The organism is Paenibacillus sp. EKM211P (assembly GCF_011066175.1).
In the GTDB taxonomy this organism is placed as follows: Bacteria; Bacillota; Bacilli; order Paenibacillales; family Paenibacillaceae; genus Paenibacillus; species Paenibacillus polymyxa.
In genome coordinates, this window is sequence record NZ_JAAMNS010000002.1 from 326,691 (window position 1) to 350,092 (window position 23,402).

Here is a 23,402-nt window from a genome sequence, read left to right on the forward strand (position 1 = left end):
GAGAGGTGGGGCTTTTTATGATCTATATCGCATTACTGCGGGGCATCAATGTCGGCGGCAACAACAAGATCGAGATGAAGAAGCTCAAGCAAACGTTTGAACATGCAGGTATGGGGCATGTGACGACTTACATCAATTCTGGAAATATCATATTTTCCAGTCAGGAGCGGTCCAACCAGGAGCTATCGCTCGTACTGGAACAGGCGATTCTGGAGGATTTTAGCTTACCCATCCGTGTCATCGTCCGTAATATGAAGGAGATTCAGAGCATTATGGAGGCACTGCCGGATGAATGGGCTAATGATACACAGATGAAAAGTGACGTAATGTTTCTGTGGGATGAAATTAACGATATTACCGTTCTGGACAAGCTTCCTTTGAAACCGGGAATTGGGCACGTCATGTATACGCCCGGGGCGATTTTGTTTTCTGTCAGCAAGGAACAAGTCACAAAAAGCGGGTTAACGAAATTAGTCGGCACCAAGCTGTATCAGCATATGACGGTGCGGAATGTGAACACAACCCGGCAGATTTATAAGCTGATGCAAATGGCTGAACAGGAAGAGTTACGAGATTTGGACTCCTGACTGGATGACGAAAGCAATCTAGTAGAGTCTGCTCAAAAAGGGAGCCTTCTTACGGCTCCCAACTGTTTTTCTTCGTCCTTCATTTAAATACCCATCACCGTATGGTCCTCGTTAAATTTTAAAGCCTTCGACCAGCTCATTCAGTCGAGCTGCGCTTTCCTTCACCTGATCAGACTGGTGTGCCACTTCACGAGATTTTTCCGTTGATGACACCATATTCTCAGCAATGTGCTGAGTAGATATAGCAGACTGCTCGCTGGCGGTTGCAATCTCATGGATCGCTCTCACCATGGTTTGGATGGTTTCATTTACCTGCTTAGAGGTGGCGTTCAAATCATTGACTGTGTTCGTATGCTCAACAGCATCAGTGTAATATTGTCCCGCTGTGTCCTCAAGCAGCTGATAATCCTTGCCCACCTGGGTTTGCAGGAAGTGCAGTAATTCTTCGGCATTGGTAGTCAGATTTTCTACAGACTGCACAACCTCTTGAGTAACACTCTGAATTTGGTCTACCGCGTGTTTGGAGCCGTCTGCCAACTTACGAATCTCATTAGCTACAACCGCAAACCCTCGACCTGACTCACCGGCACGAGCCGCTTCAATAGATGCATTTAGGGCCAGCAAATTGGTTTGTGCCGTAATTTCCAAGATAGACTGAGAAAGTATACGAATTTGATCTACTGCCTTGGCTCGTTCTAATGCTTCTGTCATCTTTGCATTAGCCTTCTGGTAAATTTCCTTGGCCGCTTTATTGGATTGACTAGCCGCCTGCTTCAACGTTTCGGCCTTTACGCTTGTATCATAGGCAGACTGAGCTCTTTCTTGAGCTTTGACTGAGATGTACTCTGCTGCCCGCTGCATTTCATCCGCAGAATGATTCATATTTTCGGTGTATGCTGAAGTCTCCTCCATAGCTGCTGACAGCTGTTCGACCGTGGCGGATACATCGCGAATCCGTTCATTGAGATCTGTCATATTCAGATTCGTCTGATCGCTAAGCTGGTTAATTTGGCGCGACTCATTGATCACTCCCGTAATGACCATTGAGGTTGAATCTGTCATTTGCTGAATAGCACGAGCAATGACAGCGATCTCATTATTTCCTTTGAGCAAGGCTGGATCAAGGGCTGCCGTTAAATTGCCTTGGGTAATTTCTTCACAGTATTTCGTAATGGTGCTCATCCGAGAACGAATGTTTTGAATGGCCACAAAGGAGATTGTGATCAGAACAGCCAGCACGAGAGCGAGAACCGTGATCAACACAATTGTGCGCATTTTAATCTCATTTTGTGTATTTTGATATAGGTTGGCGGATTGCTCATTGTTATAATCTGAAATGGTAGTCAGCATCGTAACTATGGCCGTACTAGATTTATTAATCCGACCTCTCTCTTCTGTGTCATAGGTTCCAGTATTTTTTTTGACGGCCATGATCTGTTCAATATCCTGAAAATACGTGTCTATACTGCCTCTTAGTTCCTCATACAATTTCTGTTCCTTTGCATCCAATGTCCTTTGTGAAAATTCATTTAGCCCGGTTGTAACACTATCCTTTCCTTTCTGTACCTGCTTATACTGTTTATCTGTATACTCTTTATTGTCGAGTATTTTTGTATAATTGGCCCGCATATTGTAGAAATCACTTTTGACTTCAAGAATATTGGTTTGGTGTTGAAAGCGATCCACATACAAAATACCTTGACCCTCTTTAGCTTGATACATACCGATAACCCCTACCAACGATACAATGAGCAAACCCACCAAGCTGATCACAATCATGGAGATCATCGTTGTCGTAACCTTTACATCTCTAAAACCTTTTCCTTTTTTTGTCCTGTCTGATAGCTTGTTACTCATCCAAACCCCTCCAGCTCGTCTGTGGTTAATAGTTCACGCTGCTCTCAACTTTCACGAGTACTCCGATCCCCCCCTGATGCTGCCCTCCAAACAACAATATGAAGTAGATTACAAAACGTGATGCTATATATATCGGTAGAAAGCGCTTAAATTTATAAGTCAAATTACAGTACTGCAAAAATAATGAATATTATAACAGGCAAATTTATACATGGACTTGCTACGTAAATGCACAATTTTAGTACTTATAAGCATGGGGAGTTTGGTAAACTAGAGGGGAATGCCTGCATGAAGTGAGGCACATATGCAAATTAAGTTCTAAACACTGGATGATGGGAGAGAACGTATTGTGACAAACATACAAAATCAAAAGCAAGTATATATAATCCATGGATACACCGCTTCGCCAGCAGATCATTGGTTTCCTTGGTTACAAGACAAATTACAGGAAGATGGGGTTTCGGTAGATATACTAGAAATGCCCAACTCGCAAGCGCCCAAGCTTAATGAGTGGATTGAGTATCTATTGCAAAATATTAAAGTTCTACATAAAGACACCTATTTTATTGGTCATAGCTTGGGATGTGTATCCATATTAAGGTACCTGCAGCAAGTAAATATCTCGGAACCGCTGGGGGGCGCCGTGTTCGTTTCCGGTTTTACTGACCCAGTGCCAAGCCTACCATCATTAGATGAGTTTACAATTGACCAGTTGGATGATCAGCAAATTATGGATTCACTAAAGGCACGTGCAGCTATAGCTTCAAAGGACGATACGATTGTCCCCTTTGCACTTAGTAAGAAACTAGCGGAAGATATGCAGGCTGATTTTCACGAAGTAGATCATGGGGGGCACTTTTTGCAAAGTGACGGTTTTACCACCTTACCGGTGGTATATCAAGTGTTACTTGAGATGATGAATGCAAATGAGTAGCATGTCAGGAGAGCCTTGTGTCAAAAAAGCAACGCGGATTGAATCCGTAAACCTAGCTACTATTTACTTTTAGCAATATGATAACAAGCCCCGATGATAAGTTATTCCATCGGGGTTTATTATCATTTGCTATGGCCTTCTTCTCTTTATTGTTAAGTCTTCATTTTAAAACCTAGTGTAATAATTTCATGCGGCTTTACAGACTGAAGCAACTCATTAGCAGAATCCATTACGATGTCTTCTCCTTGTTCTTCAAGGACATTACTTTTATAAAAATCGTACTGCTGCGGCCCGGGCTTGATAATTAATTCGGCTATACTATTGCTCATATTGTACCAGCGTAACAGCACATCCCCCGACAGCTCATTCATTTTCATAGAGGAAAAGGCAAGCTCCGTGCTTTGCCAATCAAACGGAGCATAATCTGGAGCAACTGTACCCGCATGAATCCCCGTTTGTTTTACAATCCAAGGAATTTGGTATTGATAGGCTTCTGTATACGAGCCGGACTGAATACCGTCGCCATCATGTGGAATGATTTCCAGACGAGCGGTGTGCTCACCTGGGCACTGCGCTTCCGGCGTCGGGAACCATCCCCAATCCCCCAGCTCGCCAACTGAGCGAAGCAGCGTTATTGCAATCGTGTTACGACCATCACGCATGATTTCATATTCATTCAACCCGAGATTGGCTACGGTTAGACCCGCCTGTTCCCCGCTTACATCCACAAACGCCTGCTGATGCTGTGTGTTGCTTGGGTTTTCCCACTCAGGTGCAGGTTCATTGTCCCGGATTGCAATTTCAAACATCGAGTCCACCCGATGCTCACCAGAAACTATATCTGTCGGAAACAGAGCACGAAGACGGTGATCCTTGGCCTGGTTGTTAAAGGTGGTTTCCATGGAAACCCCTCTGCTGTTCCTAGATAAAGAAATGACGGTCCGTATCGTCAGCGGAACGGTCTGCCAGGAGCGCTGAGCCTTGCGGTACGGATAATAAACTAGTTCTCGCTGCTCCTGCTCCAGCGTTTCATCAGCGGAAGCCGGTATTTCCCAATGATGAATAATCTCCATGGATGCCAGAAAAGGTGTATCTTCAAGCACGCGAATGTCAGCGATCAAATCTTCGGTGGTCAGCGCCTGCTCTCCCTCGGGCTGTCTGAACATATACTCGTTGCCGATATCACCCACATTTTCATATACGCCAAGGCCCTTGTAGCTACGGGCTGTACGCTTATCTGTCAGGGTAAAAGAACCGTTATCCGAAATTTCGACGTGAAGCAGATCATTTTCCATACTTCGACTGCCATGAAAGAGGGAAGAGGAGTCCGTCTCGACACTACTTCTCAGCCAAGCATAGGTTTTTAAGCCTAGCAGGGGCACACGTTCAACCTCAAAGGTAAGGCGAACCCGACGAGACATGTAAGGCTGGCGGAATCGGTCATCCGGCAAATCATAACCGAACTGTAGCCCGAGGTCCTCCATCTTGCATGCCACCGGACTCCCTTCACTGTCCACCAGTATGCGCCCGGAAAGATCCACGTTCTTCGCTTGATGAGCAGCCTCCTCAAGCGTGTATCCTTCGCGGAAGTACAGACGCACCACTTCTAGTTCTGCCGACACTACACCACTGCGTTCCCAGCCTGACGTATTAAAAATCACGAGTGGCAACGCATCTGCTCCAAAGCGATTGAAGTCCGTCGTATCCACGGTTTGCGCAATGACCTCAATGCTTTCATCCACAATGCTCTCGGCTACATGACGGCTCTTATCGAACCGGGTCACCATCTCACGGTGCACCTCGTCCACACTACAGCCGCAAATACTGTCATGCGGATGGTTCTGCATCAGTGTTTTCCAGGCATAGGTGAACAAATGGTGAGGATAAGCCTGCCCCAGCAGATGCGCGATGGTCGCAAGCGGCTCTGCCACTTTTTCCAGCATCACTTGTCCCAACTGGTTCATCTGTTTCAAATACACCCGAGCAGAAGCCGTATTCACCAGCGTTCCCCAGCCGTCCGTGCGCTGACTCCGAAGCTCTCCCTTCACTGACGAGAGTTGCCTTTGGGAAGTCCGTTTCAGAGAAGTCAGATAATCGTTGAAATTGGAATGAACAAACTCGATATTTGGATAAAGCTTCTGTGCCGTACGGACTGCCTCCGGTAAATCAAGCTGTAAAGGCTGATGGTCGCAACCGTTCATGAACAGCAGCTCGCCCGTTGAAGCATATTTTTGCGCATCATCCAGTTTACGCTTCCAATACATTTTGGCTTCCGCCTCATCTACAGGAACCTCATTGCCGTTGGAATACCAGTTGGCGAATAAAATACCGAGTACCTCTGATCCGTCTGGCCCCGTCCATAACAGTTCCGAAAAGGAGGACTCGTAGCCTCTATCCGACACTGTATTGTTAAACCCTGTCGGCTTTACGCCCCTTCCGAAGAAAACATTCGTTATCCCCGACTGTTGCATGAACTGCGGAGTCTGCCCAACCAGGCCAAACGTATCGGGGAAGTATCCGATCTTGGACGGACTGCCGTAACGTTCGGCATCGCGGTGACCAATCTGCATATTGCGTACATTGGCTTCGCCGCTGGTCAGAAAAGCATCCTGCAAAATGTACCAGGGTCCGATAAAAATACGACCATTGCGAATATGCTGCTCAAGCCGTTTCTTATGCTCGGGCCGAACCTGTAGATAATCCTCTAGAATGATCGTCTGCCCGTCCAGATAAAAACTTTTATAATCCGGGTCCTGCTCCAGCTTATCCAGCAGAGAATCCATCAGGCTAATCAGGCGCATATGGTGCTTCTCATAAGGCAAATACCACTCCCGATCCCAGTGGGTATGCGAAATAATATGTGCTGTCTTCTTGCTGCCCGTGTATGTGTCTACTTCCCTGCTTATCGCTTGATTGTTGATTGATTCATCCCTTTGCTCGCTCATCGCATATCTCCTCACCGTATGTCTTGACCTGCCATTGTTCACTGTATCACTTCAATCGTCACGTCCTCGGGACGATATACCGCCAGCAATTGACCTTCTCGATCCACAGCAAACAAGACAGAGCGGCTCCTTGGCAACAGAAAAGCGTAGGATAATCCAGTCTCCTTATCCCGAACACGCACTTGGGTATCCCGGGAAAACTCCGATACGAAAATATATAGGCCCCCATTCTTGAAATTCAGCTTACGTCCATATAGCCCCGGCTGATCGCCACCGTCTATCCATTCCAGCTCTAGCTCCACCCCGGCAGCAGCGAAGGCGTAACGATACAATTCGGCAATCGGCTCATCTCTGCCATTTAACTCCAGTGGAAGCGGACTCCAGATCAAGCGCCCCTTGCCAAGTGGCAGGTTCACGACTTCATCACCCATCGCTCCATCCGCTTCCGGTGACAGTTGTTCCTCCTTAGCGACCTCAGCAATTCGCCGCTGTCCGAATGAGACAGGGAAGGTTTGACCCTCCAGACTCAGTACTTCCTCCCGTTGGACGTTCCCCAGCGAACGCTGCCCAATAATGGCATCAACCCGTTCGGTCATTTTCCAGTAAGGATCAAGCCCCAGTGGTCCGGTGACTAGTAGCGTCACACCGAAGGCTCGCACCATGTCCAGAAGATGCTCCAGCGATGTACTATCGAAATTGTGCGCGCTGGGGATCATAATCAGTTTCGGTAACTGTCGCTTGAGTGAGTCCAGATGATACTCGGAGACGGCACGGAACGGCTGCTTGAGATTATAGGACATCACCCGGGTAAGCCGTGTCGTGGCATCGAAGGTAAGTGATCGGTTAGAGAAATCATTGGAATACGGGAATACAACAGCCGTTTCCTCCAGCTTCCGGTCTGTAAACAGATCGCGAATATCACTCATAAAACGCCCAAAATCGTAAGATACCTCTGCTTCTGGCTTCTCGGTCCCATCCGCACGTAATGCACCGATGTGCGATTCATTGGCATTATCCATATAAAAGTTCGTATTCCAGATCCAATGAATCGCACCCGCTCCGCCAGTCGAAAAGGCATACGCATACTTGCGCTCCAGCATGTCGCGCAGCTCCTCCTCCGAACGCTTGGCTCGACCATCCGGTGTCTCAACATACATGATCCCGGTTTCCTGCACGAGATTCGGTTTGTCTGGTGTTTTGGCAAAAATACCGTCCCACACCAAATGATCATTCAGCCACCATGAATGCACCGTCGTATAATCCACCACAGCCTCATAAAAAAACGGAGATGGCCGTTGCGCGCCCAGTGCCTCGTCCTGACCTACAGTTACCAAATGTCCGGGACAAAGCTCCCGAATCGAAGTCGCCAATTGCTCGGCCCACAGATTGTGCATTTCCATCGAAAATAGACAGTAATCCAGCCATTTGGCTCCCTTTTTGGCCTGATGCATATCCTGAACGCCGAAGTTGATCTCCTCCGGCTCGGGGATTGTGGCAGAAGCAAAACAGGAAAGCTGCTGTGGCGTCATATTCCAGGCTTCCTGCAAAGCTTCAATGCTGCCATGGCGTTGCTCCAGCCATGTGCTGAACGCCGCCTGTTCCCATGAGTCCCTCGCAGAACGTGGACCGTCTGCGAAAATACGCGACGGATCAAACATCGAAGGCTCGTTAATTAGATCCCAATCCACATGGGTTGTAGCCGTGTGCCGACTGACAATACTGCGGATGAACCGCTTTTGTGCTTCCACGCTTTGCGGATCAAGATAAGGGTTAACCCCTTCCCACGTTTCCGGCGTAAAAGAAAAGAACGTGAACGTCACCTGCAAGCCATGCCTTTTGGCTGTCAGCAGAAAAGCATCAATCGCACGAAGCACCTCTTCCGAAGCGTGTCCGTCTATCTGCATCATATTGCGATAAGCCGTCCATACCCCTGTGCGAATCCAGTTGATGCCTGCTTTGGCCATCTGGGCCATATCCCGATCCCAAATTGCTGCATTGGGCAAAAACAAAAATTTCCGTGCCACATCTGAGGTCATATAGGTCATGCCAACAACAGGTAACGGACGCCCGTCCTTTATAAAATAATCCCGACTACGCATGATGATCTGTCCTTCAGCCAGCAGTTCGGCATCCTGCCCCCAAAAGCCCTGTCGCAATATACGTACTTCACCATCCGATGATTCAGCTCGGCAAATGACCCGATATAAACCGCTTAGAATGGAAAAGCCAAGGGGAATACGTACAAAGTTCTGTTCTTTGCTAACCTCAATCTGCAAGCGATTGCTCCATACCTGCTGATTGTACTCATCCAATATTTGCTCCACCGTCAGGTCAAAGCTCCATACCTCGTGATTTCTGGGCGTGGCTCCTTCTCGCTGCAATCTCTGGGTTTGAAGTGTCAGTATGGCTCGTTCCCCAGACTCATAAGCAGCATAGTTCGGCTTGATAGATAGCTCCGTCATCCCCTTGGCGCAAAAACGTGCCCATTGGGCAAGCAGCTGCTCACCATCCTGTTCCCAAAAGGAAGCTATCAACGGCACATGGATAAACATCCAGCGTGCGCCAGCAAACAGACCTCGGGCATGCTCCCATAGCACCCCAGGGGCAGCAATATCACGCCCGTCCTTACTTACTCCCTTGAGCAAAGGATAAATTTGCGTATTCATCGGCCCGGCAGAGCCCATTTGGTGTGGTAGATCGCTACTTTTGGTCGTATGTGGAACGAGATTCCACGTATCCGCCACCTGGAACAGAGACTCCTGACCACACAGCACAGGAATATCCTCTGATGCGACCAGGGAAGCTACCTTCGACGCATCCACTCGCAGCACCTCATGAATATGCAGCTCCTGATGATATGCAGTCTGCTCAGTCTCAATCCACCAATCTCCATGCTCATCAGCAGGATTGCGGACCGGAATCTTAAAGGGTGCTCCCCCGACGTTAAGCAGCCCCCCTCCCCTGTGGAGAAATGCCACGATTTCGGTCCAGGCAGACTTAGGGAAATACGGCGCATGCAGATTGACAAAGCAACCGTTGTCCATATGCTTTAGCGTTTCAGCCAGTTCATCGGCTCCTACGACCACCACCTCTGCAACTCCCTGAAATGCCTCATCTGGCAACAGGCTCCCTATAGTGGGAAAGCCTTGCTCACTGAAAACAACGATGGATGGGTTTACTATGATTCCATTCATAACAAGCCATCCTTCATAGCCTTATACACAAGCTGGGCAAACAGACTGTTAGACCAAGCGAACCATTTTCGCGTATAAACCGTAGGATCATCGGCATGAAAACCTTCATGCATGTAGCCAGTGTCCCCATCTGTTGCTTCCAGCATCTGGATCATCTCCAGCTTTTCTTCTGCGGTCCGGGCCGTTAATCCTTGCATAGACAGGGCCATATGCCAGATGTAACCTGGCAGCGTGTGCGGACTTCCGATGCCTTTAGCCGCCTTGCCCTCAAAGTAAAACGGATTCTCCTGACTTAAAGCGAAGCGCCTCGTATTTTGATAGATAGGATCGTCCGCCGTCGTATAGCCCAAATACGGAATGGACATCAATCCTGGTGTACCTGCGTCGTCCATCAGGCAGTAGTTGCCAAATCCGTCCGTTTCATAAGCATATATAGGCCCAAATACCGGATGGCGGTAAATGCCGTACAAGCGGATACCGTGCTCCACCTCAGCCTCCAGCTCCTTCAGCTCGTTCAGAAAGTCCATATCACGGAATACCCACTCCGCAAACTCCTGCATCTGCCGCAAAGCAACCACTGCAAACATATTGCCGGGTATATTGTAGTGAAAATCGCAAGCATCATCACTGGAACGGAAGCCCGACCAAATCATCCCTGTATAATTTACAGGCATACCGAGTCCCTGATTGCGCAAGGAATCTGTGGGAATGCCGTTATTACGCGTAAAACGATACGCAGATTGCTCTTGGTGACGCTGCTCCGTTTTGAACACATCCACTATTTTGCGCAGAGCCGACTTGAATTTTGAATCAAAAATATCGGTAAGCTCCGTTTCCTTCCAGTACATATAAGCTAGCCGAATGACAAAGCACAGCGAGTCGATTTCAAATTTTCTTTCCCACACCCATGCTGACATCTCCGTCTCATCGGTCGCATTCCAGTGCCAGTCATTCGCTGTCTCATTGAACGCATTCGCATACGGGTCTATGAGGACATAATGAATATGGCGCTTGATCAGCCCCCCAATGATGCGCTGTAAATCAGCATCCTCCCTGGCTAACGGCACATAATGAATGACCTGCTCTACAGAATCCCGCAACCAAAGAGCTGGAATATCCCCTGTAATGAGAAACGTTGTCCCATCATCCATTAGCTTGGTCGTCGTCTCCAGTGAATTTGGAAAACAGTTTTTAAACAGCTTCAGCAGCTTCGGCCTGTGAGCCAGTGCTTGCTCCGCTTCCTTGAGTACGTCCTGAACAGCCTGCGGCAAGTCAAGGTCGGGCATTGGTATTTTGGGAAGTCTGAATTGTTCCAATAGCTTTTTCGCTCCTTTATCTGTCGGGAAACACCCGTGCGCTTATAGTCATTTCAATCCAGCATATCTATTGCAAACGTATCGTTTTAATTTCATAAGGTGTAAAAGACAGCGTAAGACATCCACCTTCCAGCTCAAGCAGCTGCACAGGTTCCTCCAGCGCATTCGACACGTAGGCTGCGTTGAACGTGTAAGGCCAGGTCAGCTTGATCGTTTCCCGTCCCCCGGAGGATTCGTACAAACGAAGAATCGACCCCAGTCCATCTTCGGCCGGCTTGATCGTATCCAGCACAACGTGACGGCTATCAAAGTTAATGAACGATCCACTGCTCGGTAGCACTCCGCTATTGTGCTTTTGCTGCTGCACAACAGGCATATCTTGATTCAGCTCAGCCGCATGACGCAAAGTATGGGCGCTGCGCCAATCTCCAACATGCGGATAAAGCGAATACGTAAAATCGTGCTCGCCCAGATCGGCATCTTTATCCGGCCATTTGGGTGCTCGTAGCAGAGACAGACGGATGGTACTGTCTTGAATGTCGTAGCCGTATTTGCAATCATTGAGCAGACTCACTCCATACCCGTGCTCGGAAACATCCGCAAATCGGTGTCCGCACACTTCATACTGCGCCTGCTCCCAGCTCGTATTCCGATGTGTCGGCCGCTCCAAAGTACCAAAAGGAATTTCATATGTCGCCTTATCCGTAACCACATCTATAGGAAAGCCTACCTTTAGCAGCTTGTGCGCTTCATTCCAGCTCACATGCGTTTTGAAATCAATTCGCCGCTCATGATGATAAAAGATTACATCCTGTGTCATTTCAGATTGATGAATTCGCCATCGGAAGCGCAGCACATCCTTCGTTTTTCCCTGAAGCACTACTTGTTTTTCCAGCAACTCGGCTTCTCCTGCTATCTGTTCCTCATAACGGTCATCCAAATCCCATGCATCCCACAGCGTCGGACGGTCATGGAAAAAATAAAAACGGTTTGCCCGTTCCCCTTGCTTCAAAATTTCACGGTTTGCCGCTTTATCTAGCAGGCGAATCATTTCGCCCCGCTCGTTAAATTGCACCTTATAAAATGCCGTCTCCCAGATGTCCCCCAGCGGTCCGGATATCATAGCGATCCCGGGCTTCTCACCTGCTTGAGCCTGTTCTCGCTCCAACCAAATCGTTTTGTAGCCCAGTGCAGGAACATCCGGAATACGCACTGAAATGCCGCCTTCCTCCACATCGGTGTCCAGCCGCTCGGCTTCATCATTAGCGTAGTGGTAGGCATACCATCCCTGTGCCGATTCCGTAGCAATATGAATCACAGCATTACGGCTCCAGCCCAGGCTGTTAAACACCAGATACGGTGTTCCTGCTCTCGATCCTCCCGTGTTCACTTGAGCCGCCAGCGTCGTAATACCCTGTTGAAGCCCGACATGTCCCCATTCGAAAATTTGCTGATACTCCTTATCCGAAGTGCCGTACACCTCGGTAATCGCCGAGCCAGGGATAATATCGTGGAACTGATTCAACAAAATCAGCTTCCAGCCCTCATGCAATGCCGAACAGATATCCTCCACCTGCTCCGGCTCCAGCTGTGGTAATGCCAGCGTGCTCCACAGTTCTGCCTCGCGGTAGACTCCCTCCGCTTTCCGGTTATTGCGTTTGTTGCGGGCGTGGGTCGTGTAGGTTCCCCGGTGCAACTCAAGGTACAAGTCACCATGCCATCTGGGAAGCTTCGGATGCGCCTCATCTATACCTGCGAAAAACTGTCCAGCCGTGCTGAACCGACCCGCAGGCAGTCCCACCATTAGCGGAGAACGCTCTATATATTCCAGCATTTCACGCGTAACTCCACCGCCGCCGTCTCCATGCCCATAGAGCAGCATGTGCTCAGGATGAGTCGATTTTTCACGATAGGACTGCCAGTGGTCATGAATGTCCTGAGGCCGTGTATTTTCATTCACGCCATGATTGAGGTAGGACAACATCGAAGTACCGTCGATGCCCACCCAGTGGAACAAATCATAAGGAAACACATTCGTATCATTCCAGCCAAGCTTGGTCGTCATAAAATAGTCTATCTTCCCATGCTTTAAAATCTGCGGCAGGGACGCACAGTAGCCGAACGTATCCGGCAGCCATTCGATATGAGAGGTTTGGCCAAATTCCTGTTGGTAAAAACGCTGACCATACAGCATTTGGCGGATGAGTGATTCGCCACTGGGCAGGTTCAAATCAGGCTCTACCCACATACCCCCGACCAGTTCCCACCGTCCTTCAGCGACTCTCGCTTTGACTCGTTCATACAGCTCGGGATCATTTTCCTTTACAAAAGAGAACAGCAGCGGCTGGCTCTGTGCATATTGGTAGGCCGGGTATTCATCCATCAGCGCATCCACCGTTGAGAAGGTTCGGCTTGTTTTCCGTACGGTCTCGCGCATCGGCCACAGCCAGGCAATATCGATGTGCGACTGTCCTACCATGTGCTCCAAAGCTTGCGCATTTCCGCCTATCTCCTGAACCTGACGAATCAGCTCCTTTTCTGTGGCTGAGATTGCTCCTCCTGCTCGAATAGCGTCTTCCTTCAAATTCGCAAAGCAATCCATCACCTCATACAGGGCTTTCAGCAAGCGTATGCTACGGATGTCGCCCTCCGGCAGCAGTACAGCGGCTTCGCTAACAACGGTAACGGTATACATGAGGCTTTGCACGGGCTTATTGGGCCGTACAAGATAGCTTGTAATAGAAGAAATCGGAGGTTGAATGACAGCCTGCCGATTGAGCGGATCTACGGGCTCTGGTACCGGATCAAACAGCTCAATCTCCAGCTCAGGGGAAGACCCGATGAGCTCTGGATTTAGCGTGACATAGGTATGATTGCGATCAAGCCCGTGATAGGAAGCACCATTGACTCGCAGCAATCCTTCTCCCCCGGACTCAAACACCAATCCAAAAGGCTCTCTCAACCACGCTGTCGGGACATCCAGCTGCGTTCGAAAAAAATAAGTCGTCCCCTGACTGCTGGGGAATCGCTTGAGGTCCAGTCCTTCCTTTAAAGGCTCGGCGCCTTCGTATTGACCTGGTGCCAGGTAAGTGGAGCGTGTGATGTTCCAGCTCCGCAAATCCAGCTTCTCCAGCCATTGGCATTCCGACAATTCCCGAATCAGGCGTTTGATACGCTCCATTATTCATCCTCCCGTACGATCAACTCGACACACAGGGTATCTTTGGAGTGCCTGCCTACTTGAATTGAAAATCGCCCAGCCTCAACGACTGGCTGTAGATCACGCCCTATATATTGCAGCTGGTCGGAGCCTACTACAAACACCACCGTCCGTGTTTCTCCCGGCTGTAATACAAGCTTGCAAAAGCCCTTAAGTTCCCTGATTGGACGGGTCACCGAACTCACCGTGTCCGAGATATATAACTGAACTACTTCAGCCCCTTCCCGGTCGCCCGTATTGGTTACATCGACTGTAACCGTAACGGATTCGCCCGCTCGGATCGAATTGGCGCTTAATGTAAGCCTTTCATAGCTAAACGTCGTGTAGCTAAGACCATAGCCAAACGGATAGCGCGGCTCGGCATCGTCTTCCAGATACCGCTTGCCCCGGGAACGCTTGCCGTTGTAATATACCGGCAACTGCCCCACATGTTTAGGGATGGAAAGAGTCAAACGTCCCGAAGGGTTCACATCCCCAAATAAAATATCCGCGATTGCATGCCCTCCCTCCTGACCGGGATACCATGCTTCCACAATGGCATGTGCGTGCTCCTCCACCCATGGCTCAGCAATCGGTCGCCCGTTCATATAAACGACGACAAGCTCCTTCCCCAGCCTGTAGACTTCCTGCATGAGTTGAAGCTGTACGCCTGCAAGCCCCAACGTCATCCGGTCGATGCCTTCGCCGCATTCCATGTCGTTCCAATCGTGATCCGATACCTTCGAGGCGCCGGTTTTCAGGTCAATCGTCCCTTCCCCGAAATCGCGGGCGCTGGACCCTCCAACCACCATCACCACGGTATCGGCCTCAGCCGCACATGCCAGTGCGTTACCAAAGCCTTCCCGGGACTCTCCCTTAATCCGGCAGCCAGGTGCATACAGAACGCCTGAATGATCCTTGCCCAGCTTGCCACGGATACCATCAAGCACAGTGACCACACGGGATCTCTGCTGCGGTGATGTATAATCGCCCAGTTGGTTGTAGATCTGATCTGCATTCGGGCCGATGACCGCAATACGCTTGGAGGTTTTCGGCAGGGGAAGCGTGCTATTGACGTTTTTAAGTAGCACGATCCCTTCGGTCGCAAGCTGACGAGCCAACCGAATATGCTCCGCCTGACCAATTACCTGCTCCGCTCGTTCTGCATTCACATACGGTTTGTCAAACAGACCGAGCCTGTATTTTAACGTGAGCACCCTGCGAACCGCCCGATCCAGCACGCTCATCTCCAGCTTGCCAGCATGAACCGCCTCGACCAGATGACTTCCGAACATTTCCCCGGACATTTCCATATCAATTCCTGCGCGAATCGCCTGCACAGCGGCATCCGATCCATCCTCGGCCACATCATGTCTGCTCGCTAACATTTCAATTGCGCCACAATCTGTAATGATCAGACCGTCAAATCCCCACGCCTGACGAAGAGTATCGTCCAATAGCTCAGTATTCACTGTACACGGAACCCCGTCGATTTCGTTATAGGCTGGCATAACAGATTGGGCCCCTGCTTCTACCGCTTTTTGGAATGGATACAGATCGACCTCCAAAAGCTCGCGCCAGCCCATATGCACAGGTCCGGCATTACGTCCGCCTTCCGAGCTACCATAGCCTGCAAAATGCTTTAGTGTGGCAGCTACGCTATGTTCGCTGAGTAAGCTTTCCCCCTGAAGTCCCTCCACTGCGGCAACAGCAAATTCGCCGATGAGATAAGGGTCTTCGCCAAAGCATTCCTCCGTGCGTCCCCAGCGCGGATCACGCACAACATCAAGCACGGGCGAATACGTGACCGCCCCGCCCTGAGCGCGGGTTTCACTCGCAACCGCACGGCACATATCGCGGTACAGATCGACATTCCATGTGCTGCCTATGGACAGCGGAACCGGAAACACAGTGCCGTCAATCGCCATATGCCCATGAGAGCATTCCTCACCGATCAGTATCGGGATACCCAGTCGGGAATGCTCTATCGCATAACGTTGGATCAAGTTCACGGCCTCCGCCCCTTGTTTGGCAGATAAGCCATTCTCCAAGGTCACTCCGGTCCACGGATCAGCGCGAAGTACCCCGTATAAGGAGCCGACTCCTCCATTTTGTACCTGCTGCTTGAAATCATGATGTAGAGACAATTCTCCGTCTGTGTGCTCATACACTTGCCAGCCAAAGGGCTGCACAAGCTGTCCTACCTTTTCCTCTATTGTCATCAAACCGATTAAGTGCTCTACCCGTTCTTCGATCGGTTTGCTTTTGTCTTTATAAATCAACATGTTCATGTCTCTCCTTCCCTGTTATTCCTTCACAGCCCCAACCGTAAGTCCCTGCACAAAGTAACGCTGGAAAAAAGGATAAGCGAATATAATAGGCAGCGTCGCCAGCACCACCATCGCCATCCGCGAGGTATCCTGCGGAATGGATTGAAGTGCAGCCAGACTCATAGAGCTGTTTTGCGAATTTTGCTGGATGAACTGAATGCTGGATTCAATCCGCATCAACATAGACTGAAGCGGCACCAGATTGGGATTGTCAATATACAACAGGGCATTAAACCAGTCATTCCAGTAACCAAGCGTGCTGAATAAGCCAATGGTGGCAAGTCCAGGCAGAGAGAGTGGAAGCACGATTTTTAAAAAGGTGTAAAACTCGCCTGCCCCATCTATTTTGGCTGATTCGACAATGGCATCAGGCACACTGGTGCTATAAAATGTACGCAGGATCATAATATAAAAGGCATTCATGGCAAGCGGCAAAATCAAAGCCCAAATCGTATCCTTAAGCCCGAGCAATTGGGAAACGACCATATAGGTCGGGATCATTCCGCCATTAAAGAGCATGGTTAAAATCGCAAAAATGGAAAAGAATCTCCGGTAACGGAAGCTCTTTCGTGAAATGGCGTACGCATATAACGAAATCAGAATGAGACTGATCACCGTACCGATGACCGTTACGGCAATCGTCACCCCATAGGAGCGCAGTAGCGTATCACTGGTACGAAATATGAAGCGGTAGGCTTCCAGACTCCATTGAGCCGGGAGCAAACGATATCCGTCCCGCGCCAGCGTTTTCTCATCGGTTAGGGAAATAATGACGACAAACAAAAACGGAAACACACATAGGAACGCGAACATCCCTGCTATCCCATTCAGAACAACATTCCAGCCCCGTGAAATATGATGGAAATCTCGTTTTTTTCTTTTTTTTCCAGAAGCCATAGCCCACACCCCTCTCCTCTTTTTTAGAACAAAGCGCTGTCTTTATCTATTTTTCGCACAACATAATTGGATAGGATGACGAGAACGAAGCCGACCACCGACTGATACAAACCTGCCGCTGTGCTCATCCCGATTTCCCCTGTCGTTTTCAGTCCGCGATATACATAGGTGTCGATGACGTTCGTTACCGAATATAAGGTGCCCGAATCCCTCGGAACCTGATAGAACAAACCAAAATCCGCATAAAAAATCCGTCCGACTGCAAGCAGCGTCATAATGATAATGATCGGCGAGAGCAAAGGGAGCGTCACATTACGAATTTGCTGCCACTTGCTGGCCCCATCTATCATGGCTGCTTCATACAAGGATTTGTCGATACCCAAAATCGAAGCCAGATATACGACACTGTTATAACCGATCGCCTTCCATAGACTGACTAGAATCAAGATATAAGGCCAATAGGCGGCCTCTGAATACCACTGAATCGGCTCGATGCCAAACCCTGCGATAATTTGATTCAGCATTCCCCGATCCATGCTCAGAAAGCTGAAGGCAAAGTAGCCCACGATGACCCATGATAGAAAATATGGGAGAAACATGCCTGTCTGGTACAGCTTCGCCAACCGTTTATTAATCAGCTCGGAGAGCAGAATAGCCATAACGACTGAAAACACAAGTCCAAGAATAATAAAGACCAGGTTATACAAAAGGGTATTTCGCGTGATGACATAGGCATCATTGTTATTGAACAGAAACTTGAAGTTATCCCAGCCCACCCATTTGCTCGTATAAATACTGGCCCAGAATCCTTCCCTGTTAAAACGATATTGCTTGAAGGCAGCCACAGTACCAACCAACGGCAGATATGAAAAGAAAAAGAACCAGATAGCGCCAGGCAGCACCATGAACAGCATAACTTTGTTTCGAATCACATTTCTGAAAAATGCGGCCATAGGTATCCCCTCCCAATCTGTAATGAGAAAATCAGCTAAAATAGCTATTGGAAAAAGACCGGGCGTAACTTACACCCGCCCGATCTCGCTTTTATTTCACAACCTAAAGGATTATTTGCTGTTTTGTGCCTTCCAGGCATCAAGCTGGGATTGCGCTTCCGCCATCACCTTATCCAGCCCAGCCTGCTTGAATTTCTCAATTACTTTCGGGAGATTCGTTTCCGGTTCCAGCGTGCCTGTCATCAGCGAAGCCCAAAATTGCTCTTTGACGTTCTGCACCGCTGCCATCTCCGTGGATACTTTACTGCTGTCAAAGTTGAAGCTCAGGATGGGAGAGTTTTTTCCTTCCGAGTTGAACTTCTTGAATTGCTCCCATTTGTCAGCAGGATCATTCGGATTCAGATACAGCAGCATATTGTTACCGAGTGAATACGAAGGCATATCATAGTTTTTGGAATCAGCCAGATTTTCGATATATTGGCCATCTGTTTTTTTGTAATGCACTCCTTCAATACCAGAGTCAACCATATTACGTAATACTGGATCTGTATTCAGCAGGTTCAGGAACTGCATCGCCTTTTCAGGGTTTGCCGAGTTAGCCGAAATTGCCATAATGGAGCCCTGAACAGACGTATTGGTCACAATTGGATCACTGGCAGGTGTCGATATCACCGGATAGCCGTAGCTGGCAGACCATAGATTATCGGCTAGTGGTTGAGTTTGCGCACGATCCAGAAACCAGTTTCCGGACGTAGTTAAGTCATTAGTCGAGCCTGTAGTTGCAGCTTCCGGTGATACATATCCGGCCTTGTAATACTTATGCATCGTCGTCAGCGCCTGCTTCATTTCAGGTGTTTCCAAGATGTTTACGATTTTATAGTCCGTAGTATCCAGTTTGACAGCCATCGGCAGGTTTTGAATGATATAGTCATATGGAACATAGGGAACATAGTTTTTGTCCATACCGAATGCCGTTACGCCGGGCTCGTTTTCTTTAATCGTTTTGAGTAGAGGCTCCAGGCTATCCAACGAGCGGACATTGGAAAGGTCCAGCTTGTATTGGGTTAGCAATTTTTTATTGAACCGCCATACCTCTTGCTGTGGAAGCTCCTTGTTGGCAGGAATGCCATAATGATGACCATCCACCTTGGAGCCTTCCAGAAACGCAGGATCAATCGTCTTTTTAAGATCCTGACCGTACTTGTCAAGCAAGTCGTCCAGCTCCATGAATGCACCCTTTCTGGCATTTTGTACATAATCAAAACCACCGGAAGCCGTAAATACAATATCCATGGGCTCTCCCGAAGCCACATTCACCTGCATTTTTTGCGGGTAGTCGCCCCAATCGACCATTTTCATTTTGATCGTGGCGTTGATTTTCTTTTGGGTGTACTTGCTAACCTCTTCCATCACCCGATCTACATCTTTTTGAGGTGTACCAATGGTATACCAGATCAGCTCTACCGGCTTTTTCGCTCCCTCATTCGTCGTTTCCCCGCCACCGCTGCTTCCTCCACATGCACTGAGAATGAGCGTCAAAACCATACACATCACTAGAACAAACAAGTAGCTTCTTTTGCTTTTACCCATGTATGATCCTCCCTTATGAAATGGAATCTGACCCTGTCGTTTCATTCATTTCTGTTTCAGGATTTTTGCGAAATCCTCATTGATGAAGCAACTACGTTAACCTTAACTAATGTAAGCACTTTCATAAAGAAGATAAACTTAATAAACCAAGGTACAAATTAAAGAAATCCATGTACACCTGGTATTTATCCCAATCCTTTATAATCTGTCGGGGAAATGCCCACATATTTTCTGAACTGCTTATAAAAATATCCCGTCTCCCAATACCCTACGTTCCGCGCAATTTCGTTTACCTTGAGATTTGTGCTTTTAAGCTGCTCCTTGGCTTTTTCAATCCGGTATTGATTGATATATTCAGCAAAGGTTTCGCCCGTTTCCTTATGAAATAACTGACCGAGATAAACGGGATGAAGGTTGTACTGGTATCCTAATATTTTTAATGATAGCTCCTTGGCATAATGAACATGGATATAGGACAGCACCTGACTTACAATAGGGTTTTTCATATCTTGCAGTAGTGAATTGACCGTCTCTGTCGCCACATGCTGAAGCGCGCTCACCAGCTCTGCCCATGTCGTACAGCATTTTATCTGGTAAAGCCCCTGCTGAAACCGTTCCGACTCATTGGAATGCTTGATGCTTTCTAGCTCCATCTTGAACCGGATCACCAGTTCCAGCGCCATATTCCGCAATTCATCCGGGGTAACCCTTTCAAGATGCTGGATTTGCTCAAAATCACTCTGAATCCGTGCGGTAAGCGCATCTAGGTCTCTTGCTATAATCAGCTTCGCATAATCCTTCCATTCGATGGAACAAGTCTCGCCAGCATTTCCCCCGCCCTCCTCTAGCAACGTATAGTCAATGATCCGGCGGTCATCATACAGCATAAAATATTCCAGTGATTTTTTAGCTTCATTATAGCTGCGTGGAGCAGCAACAAGCGAACCGGCGCTGCCTATCCCGATATAAACTGTTTCTTTCCCGTCCGTCGACCACTGAACAGAAAAATCCTCCAACAGCATAATCAAGTCCTGTCTGCCCTCATCATAATTTGGTAGTGCGGCAATGATTACACTATCCGCATCAACATCGAGAAACAATGTTAAGTTGGGCTGATGCTGAATGTACTGCCTTAACTGTTGATGCATTCCTACCGAATCCCCCTCCGTCCGTAACACGGCTACCGCCATGAAGGGGATATTTAACGAAAAACCTATCAATTCAGCACGTTCCTGAAATTCTGTAGGCGCAATCTGCCCTGTCAACCAACGGTACAACGTATTTTCCTTAAGCACCTGCACCCCGAACGTCTCATGTCGTTGATCCATCCGGAACCTGTCCAGCTTCTCCTTTGTATTGCATAAAGTGGATTCCAGTTCATCCACATTAATCGGCTTCAGAAGATAATTTTCGATGCCCAGCTTCATGCCTTCCTTCAAGTAATCAAATTCATTAAATCCACTCAAAATAATCACCTTCAAGTCAGCATGCAGCTTTCTCGCCTCACGAATCAGCCTGAGACCATTCATCGTTGGCATGGAAATGTCCGTAATAAGTATGTCCACGGGCCTGGAGGCCAGCGCTTCCAGCGCCAAAGAGCCATTTTCCGCATGTCCGACAATTTCTAGCCCAAAAGAGGTCCAATCCACAATATCGTATAATCCTTCAATGATAAAAGGCTCATCGTCTACAATAAATACTTTATACATATATGGCATCCATCCCTTCCCTGTTGGGGCATCGTACCCGAATCGTCGTTCCCTCACCGCTGCGGCTCTCCAGTTCAATCCCGTAATCGGCTCCGTGTAGAAACCGAAGTCGGGTGTGCACACTGCGTAGTCCAAACATTTGTCCGTTTTCCTCCTGGCGTTCCAGTTCCTCCAAAATCTCTTTCAAACGCTTCTCTTTAATGCCCTTCCCATTGTCACGGATCTCAACCAGCAGAACTTCCCCCGTTTCCCGTACATCAATGGTCAGCACATTATCATTCCGGTCGCTTTGGATACCATGAACAATATAATTCTCAATGATGGGTTGAAGCATCAGCTTCATGACAGAGCGGGTATACAACTCGGGGTCGACCGTAATCGTGTAATTGAACCTTTCCTTGTAGCGTATTCTGAACAACTCAAGATATAATCTGCAAGCCTCCAATTCATCTTTAAGCGTGTATATTTTTTTCTGCTGAACCAGGCTTTTGAACAACACCGATAAGCTATAGATCATTTCTCCTACATCCTTGGCTCCCTGGGAAATCGCCCTCATACGTATCACTTCAAGCGTGTTATACAAAAAATGTGGATGAATACGTGCCTGCAACGCCACAAGCTCCGTTTGCTTTTGTTTGATCTCTGCTTTATACACCCGTTCAATATATAGATTAAGTTCGTCCAGCATATCGTTGAAGCTTCGAGAGATTTGTCCCAGCTCATCCTCTCGAAGGTCCTGGATGCGAGCTGTGAGGTCACCATTTTTTACCTGACGAGTGAATTTAATAATCCGATTCGTTCGTTTAGCAAAGTTAATGACGAAGAATGCAGGGAACAGCACAGCAAACAGAATACAGATGACACTGATGGTCAAAATCGTATTACGAATGCCCCGGTACGATTGAGCCATTTCCTCATGGGGGACTGCCCCAATCACGACATATCCTTCGTCCGGAGAAATCAGCTTGTTAATATACATATTTTTCTTCGTCTGAATGATCCCGGCATCGGAATCCACATCGTCATATAATGATCGGGTCACTTCGACATAAGGGTACGTTTTTCCGTAATAGTTATTCCTTGAATCGAACAGAACGGTTCCATTGCTGGACAGAACGATAATTTCTCCCTTCAGGTTGTTCCCGTAGCTGGCAAGTGCATTGGAGATACTTTTGGAATTTAGAAATACTAGAAGCTGACCGGTATTTTTGAGTGTTTGCTTATTGTTAATGGGGACTTGTAACGAATATAACGAGGGGCTCCACTGATCGACCGCCTTCCGAATCCAGTAATTCGGAGTAGAGACGCTTTTGCTTTCTGCAGCCATCACATCCGGTACAAAGGAACGCGCCGCATGCACCGGGAATTGCTTGAATTGCTTGTTCTCATTGAAAGTAGACAGATATTGCTGGTCGGCACTGTACAAAATCAAATTGCTGATGTCGCTATTTTCATCCAACCAATTTTTAAAATAGGTGAGTACATCTGTTGAGTAATCATGACTCTCCATGTACATTTCGTCCATGCGGTGCTGTACATATTCGGAATACGCGTGGTCCATAAAAAAGGAAACATTCATTGAGAGAACCTCATTCCGGTACATATCTCGCACCATGTTCTGGACGGATTCATGCCGGAGATGGATATAACGGTCAACACTTTCCATAGCTGCTTTCTGGGTATCCAGTTCCCGCCGAACAATGGATTGCGAAATGGAAACATACGTGACATATGCAATTGTAATGATGGACAAAATCGCAATACAGGAGAACAACACTAGTATCCTCAGGAACATGTTGTTTTTAAAATAAGCAGTGTATCTAGTACCCCTTTTCATGGTATAAGCCCTCCAGAATCGTGATGCGTAAATAAAGTATACCATGTCCTTCGC

The 23,402-nt window shown here is 48.1% G+C and carries 13 protein-coding genes; 2 read left to right on the forward strand and 11 right to left on the reverse strand.

Going from position 1 to position 23,402, the window contains the following annotated elements; genetic code table 11:
* Positions 1-17 precede the first annotated feature (17 nt).
* A complete protein-coding gene (locus tag G9G57_RS04530; RefSeq protein WP_164964546.1) occupies positions 18-587 on the forward strand; it encodes a DUF1697 domain-containing protein in 570 nt (189 codons plus the stop codon).
* Positions 588-698: 111 nt separating this feature from the next.
* Here the strand turns inward: G9G57_RS04530 and G9G57_RS04535 are convergent, their stop codons facing one another.
* Positions 699-2,444, reverse strand: a complete 1,746-nt coding sequence (locus G9G57_RS04535; protein ID WP_044787652.1) for a methyl-accepting chemotaxis protein — start codon at positions 2,442-2,444, stop codon at positions 699-701.
* Between the two features lie 349 nt (positions 2,445-2,793).
* Here G9G57_RS04535 and G9G57_RS04540 point away from each other — a divergent pair, with 349 nt between their 5' ends.
* Complete coding sequence (locus G9G57_RS04540) at positions 2,794-3,378, forward strand: RBBP9/YdeN family alpha/beta hydrolase (protein ID WP_044787653.1); 585 nt, start codon at positions 2,794-2,796, stop codon at positions 3,376-3,378.
* Between the two features lie 152 nt (positions 3,379-3,530).
* On the opposite strand, the gene G9G57_RS04545 is transcribed toward G9G57_RS04540, so the two are convergent.
* The 10 genes from G9G57_RS04545 to G9G57_RS04590 all read right to left on the reverse strand — a co-directional run bounded on the left by G9G57_RS04545 (position 3,531) and on the right by G9G57_RS04590 (position 23,348).
* Entirely contained in the window at positions 3,531-6,323 is a 2,793-nt protein-coding gene (locus G9G57_RS04545; protein ID WP_080902333.1) for an alpha-mannosidase, read from the reverse strand.
* Positions 6,324-6,361: 38 nt separating this feature from the next.
* On the reverse strand, positions 6,362-9,517 hold the full coding sequence (locus G9G57_RS04550) for a beta-galactosidase (protein ID WP_044787654.1): 3,156 nt from the start codon (positions 9,515-9,517) through the stop codon (positions 6,362-6,364).
* Complete coding sequence (locus G9G57_RS04555; protein ID WP_044787655.1) at positions 9,514-10,833, reverse strand: glycoside hydrolase family 125 protein; 1,320 nt, start codon at positions 10,831-10,833, stop codon at positions 9,514-9,516. The genes G9G57_RS04550 and G9G57_RS04555 overlap by 4 nt, the downstream gene beginning before the upstream one ends.
* Before the next feature lie 67 nt (positions 10,834-10,900).
* The gene (locus G9G57_RS04560; RefSeq protein ID WP_164964547.1) at positions 10,901-14,014 is read right to left on the reverse strand and encodes an alpha-mannosidase; all 3,114 of its coding nucleotides are present in this window, start codon (positions 14,012-14,014) and stop codon (positions 10,901-10,903) included.
* Entirely contained in the window at positions 14,014-16,317 is a 2,304-nt protein-coding gene (locus tag G9G57_RS04565; protein ID WP_164964548.1) for a glycoside hydrolase family 3 N-terminal domain-containing protein, read from the reverse strand. Before G9G57_RS04565 ends, G9G57_RS04560 begins: the two co-directional genes overlap by 1 nt.
* A gap of 21 nt (positions 16,318-16,338) precedes the next feature.
* Positions 16,339-17,259 carry a carbohydrate ABC transporter permease gene (locus G9G57_RS04570; RefSeq protein WP_016821751.1) on the reverse strand — a complete coding sequence of 307 codons (921 nt, stop codon included), beginning with the start codon at positions 17,257-17,259 and terminating at the stop codon, positions 16,339-16,341.
* A 23-nt stretch (positions 17,260-17,282) separates the two neighbouring features.
* Positions 17,283-18,212: an ABC transporter permease gene (locus G9G57_RS04575; protein ID WP_164964549.1), complete on the reverse strand. Its 930-nt coding sequence runs from the start codon at positions 18,210-18,212 to the stop codon at positions 17,283-17,285.
* Positions 18,213-18,323: 111 nt separating this feature from the next.
* Positions 18,324-19,802: an ABC transporter substrate-binding protein gene (locus G9G57_RS04580; protein WP_164964550.1), complete on the reverse strand. Its 1,479-nt coding sequence runs from the start codon at positions 19,800-19,802 to the stop codon at positions 18,324-18,326.
* A 185-nt stretch (positions 19,803-19,987) separates the two neighbouring features.
* Positions 19,988-21,511 (reverse strand): response regulator transcription factor, encoded by a 1,524-nt coding sequence (locus G9G57_RS04585; RefSeq protein WP_164964551.1) that lies wholly within the window; start codon positions 21,509-21,511, stop codon positions 19,988-19,990.
* The gene (locus G9G57_RS04590; protein WP_107733197.1) at positions 21,504-23,348 is read right to left on the reverse strand and encodes a sensor histidine kinase; all 1,845 of its coding nucleotides are present in this window, start codon (positions 23,346-23,348) and stop codon (positions 21,504-21,506) included. Before G9G57_RS04590 ends, G9G57_RS04585 begins: the two co-directional genes overlap by 8 nt.
* Positions 23,349-23,402 lie beyond the last annotated feature (54 nt).

Excerpts from the sequence above, each read along its gene's own strand:
- G9G57_RS04530 (WP_164964546.1), top strand. The coding sequence starts at position 18 with ATGATCTATATCGCATTACTGCGGGGCATCAATGTCGGCGGCAACAAC.
- G9G57_RS04535 (WP_044787652.1), bottom strand. The coding sequence starts at position 2,444 with ATGAGTAACAAGCTATCAGACAGGACAAAAAAAGGAAAAGGTTTTAGA.
- G9G57_RS04545 (WP_080902333.1), bottom strand. The coding sequence starts at position 6,323 with ATGAGCGAGCAAAGGGATGAATCAATCAACAATCAAGCGATAAGCAGG.
- G9G57_RS04550 (WP_044787654.1), bottom strand. The coding sequence starts at position 9,517 with ATGAATGGAATCATAGTAAACCCATCCATCGTTGTTTTCAGTGAGCAA.
- G9G57_RS04560 (WP_164964547.1), bottom strand. The coding sequence starts at position 14,014 with ATGGAGCGTATCAAACGCCTGATTCGGGAATTGTCGGAATGCCAATGG.
- G9G57_RS04565 (WP_164964548.1), bottom strand. The coding sequence starts at position 16,317 with ATGTTGATTTATAAAGACAAAAGCAAACCGATCGAAGAACGGGTAGAG.
- G9G57_RS04570 (WP_016821751.1), bottom strand. The coding sequence starts at position 17,259 with ATGGCTTCTGGAAAAAAAAGAAAAAAACGAGATTTCCATCATATTTCA.
- G9G57_RS04575 (WP_164964549.1), bottom strand. The coding sequence starts at position 18,212 with ATGGCCGCATTTTTCAGAAATGTGATTCGAAACAAAGTTATGCTGTTC.
- G9G57_RS04580 (WP_164964550.1), bottom strand. The coding sequence starts at position 19,802 with ATGGGTAAAAGCAAAAGAAGCTACTTGTTTGTTCTAGTGATGTGTATG.
- G9G57_RS04585 (WP_164964551.1), bottom strand. The coding sequence starts at position 21,511 with ATGTATAAAGTATTTATTGTAGACGATGAGCCTTTTATCATTGAAGGA.
- G9G57_RS04590 (WP_107733197.1), bottom strand. The coding sequence starts at position 23,348 with ATGAAAAGGGGTACTAGATACACTGCTTATTTTAAAAACAACATGTTC.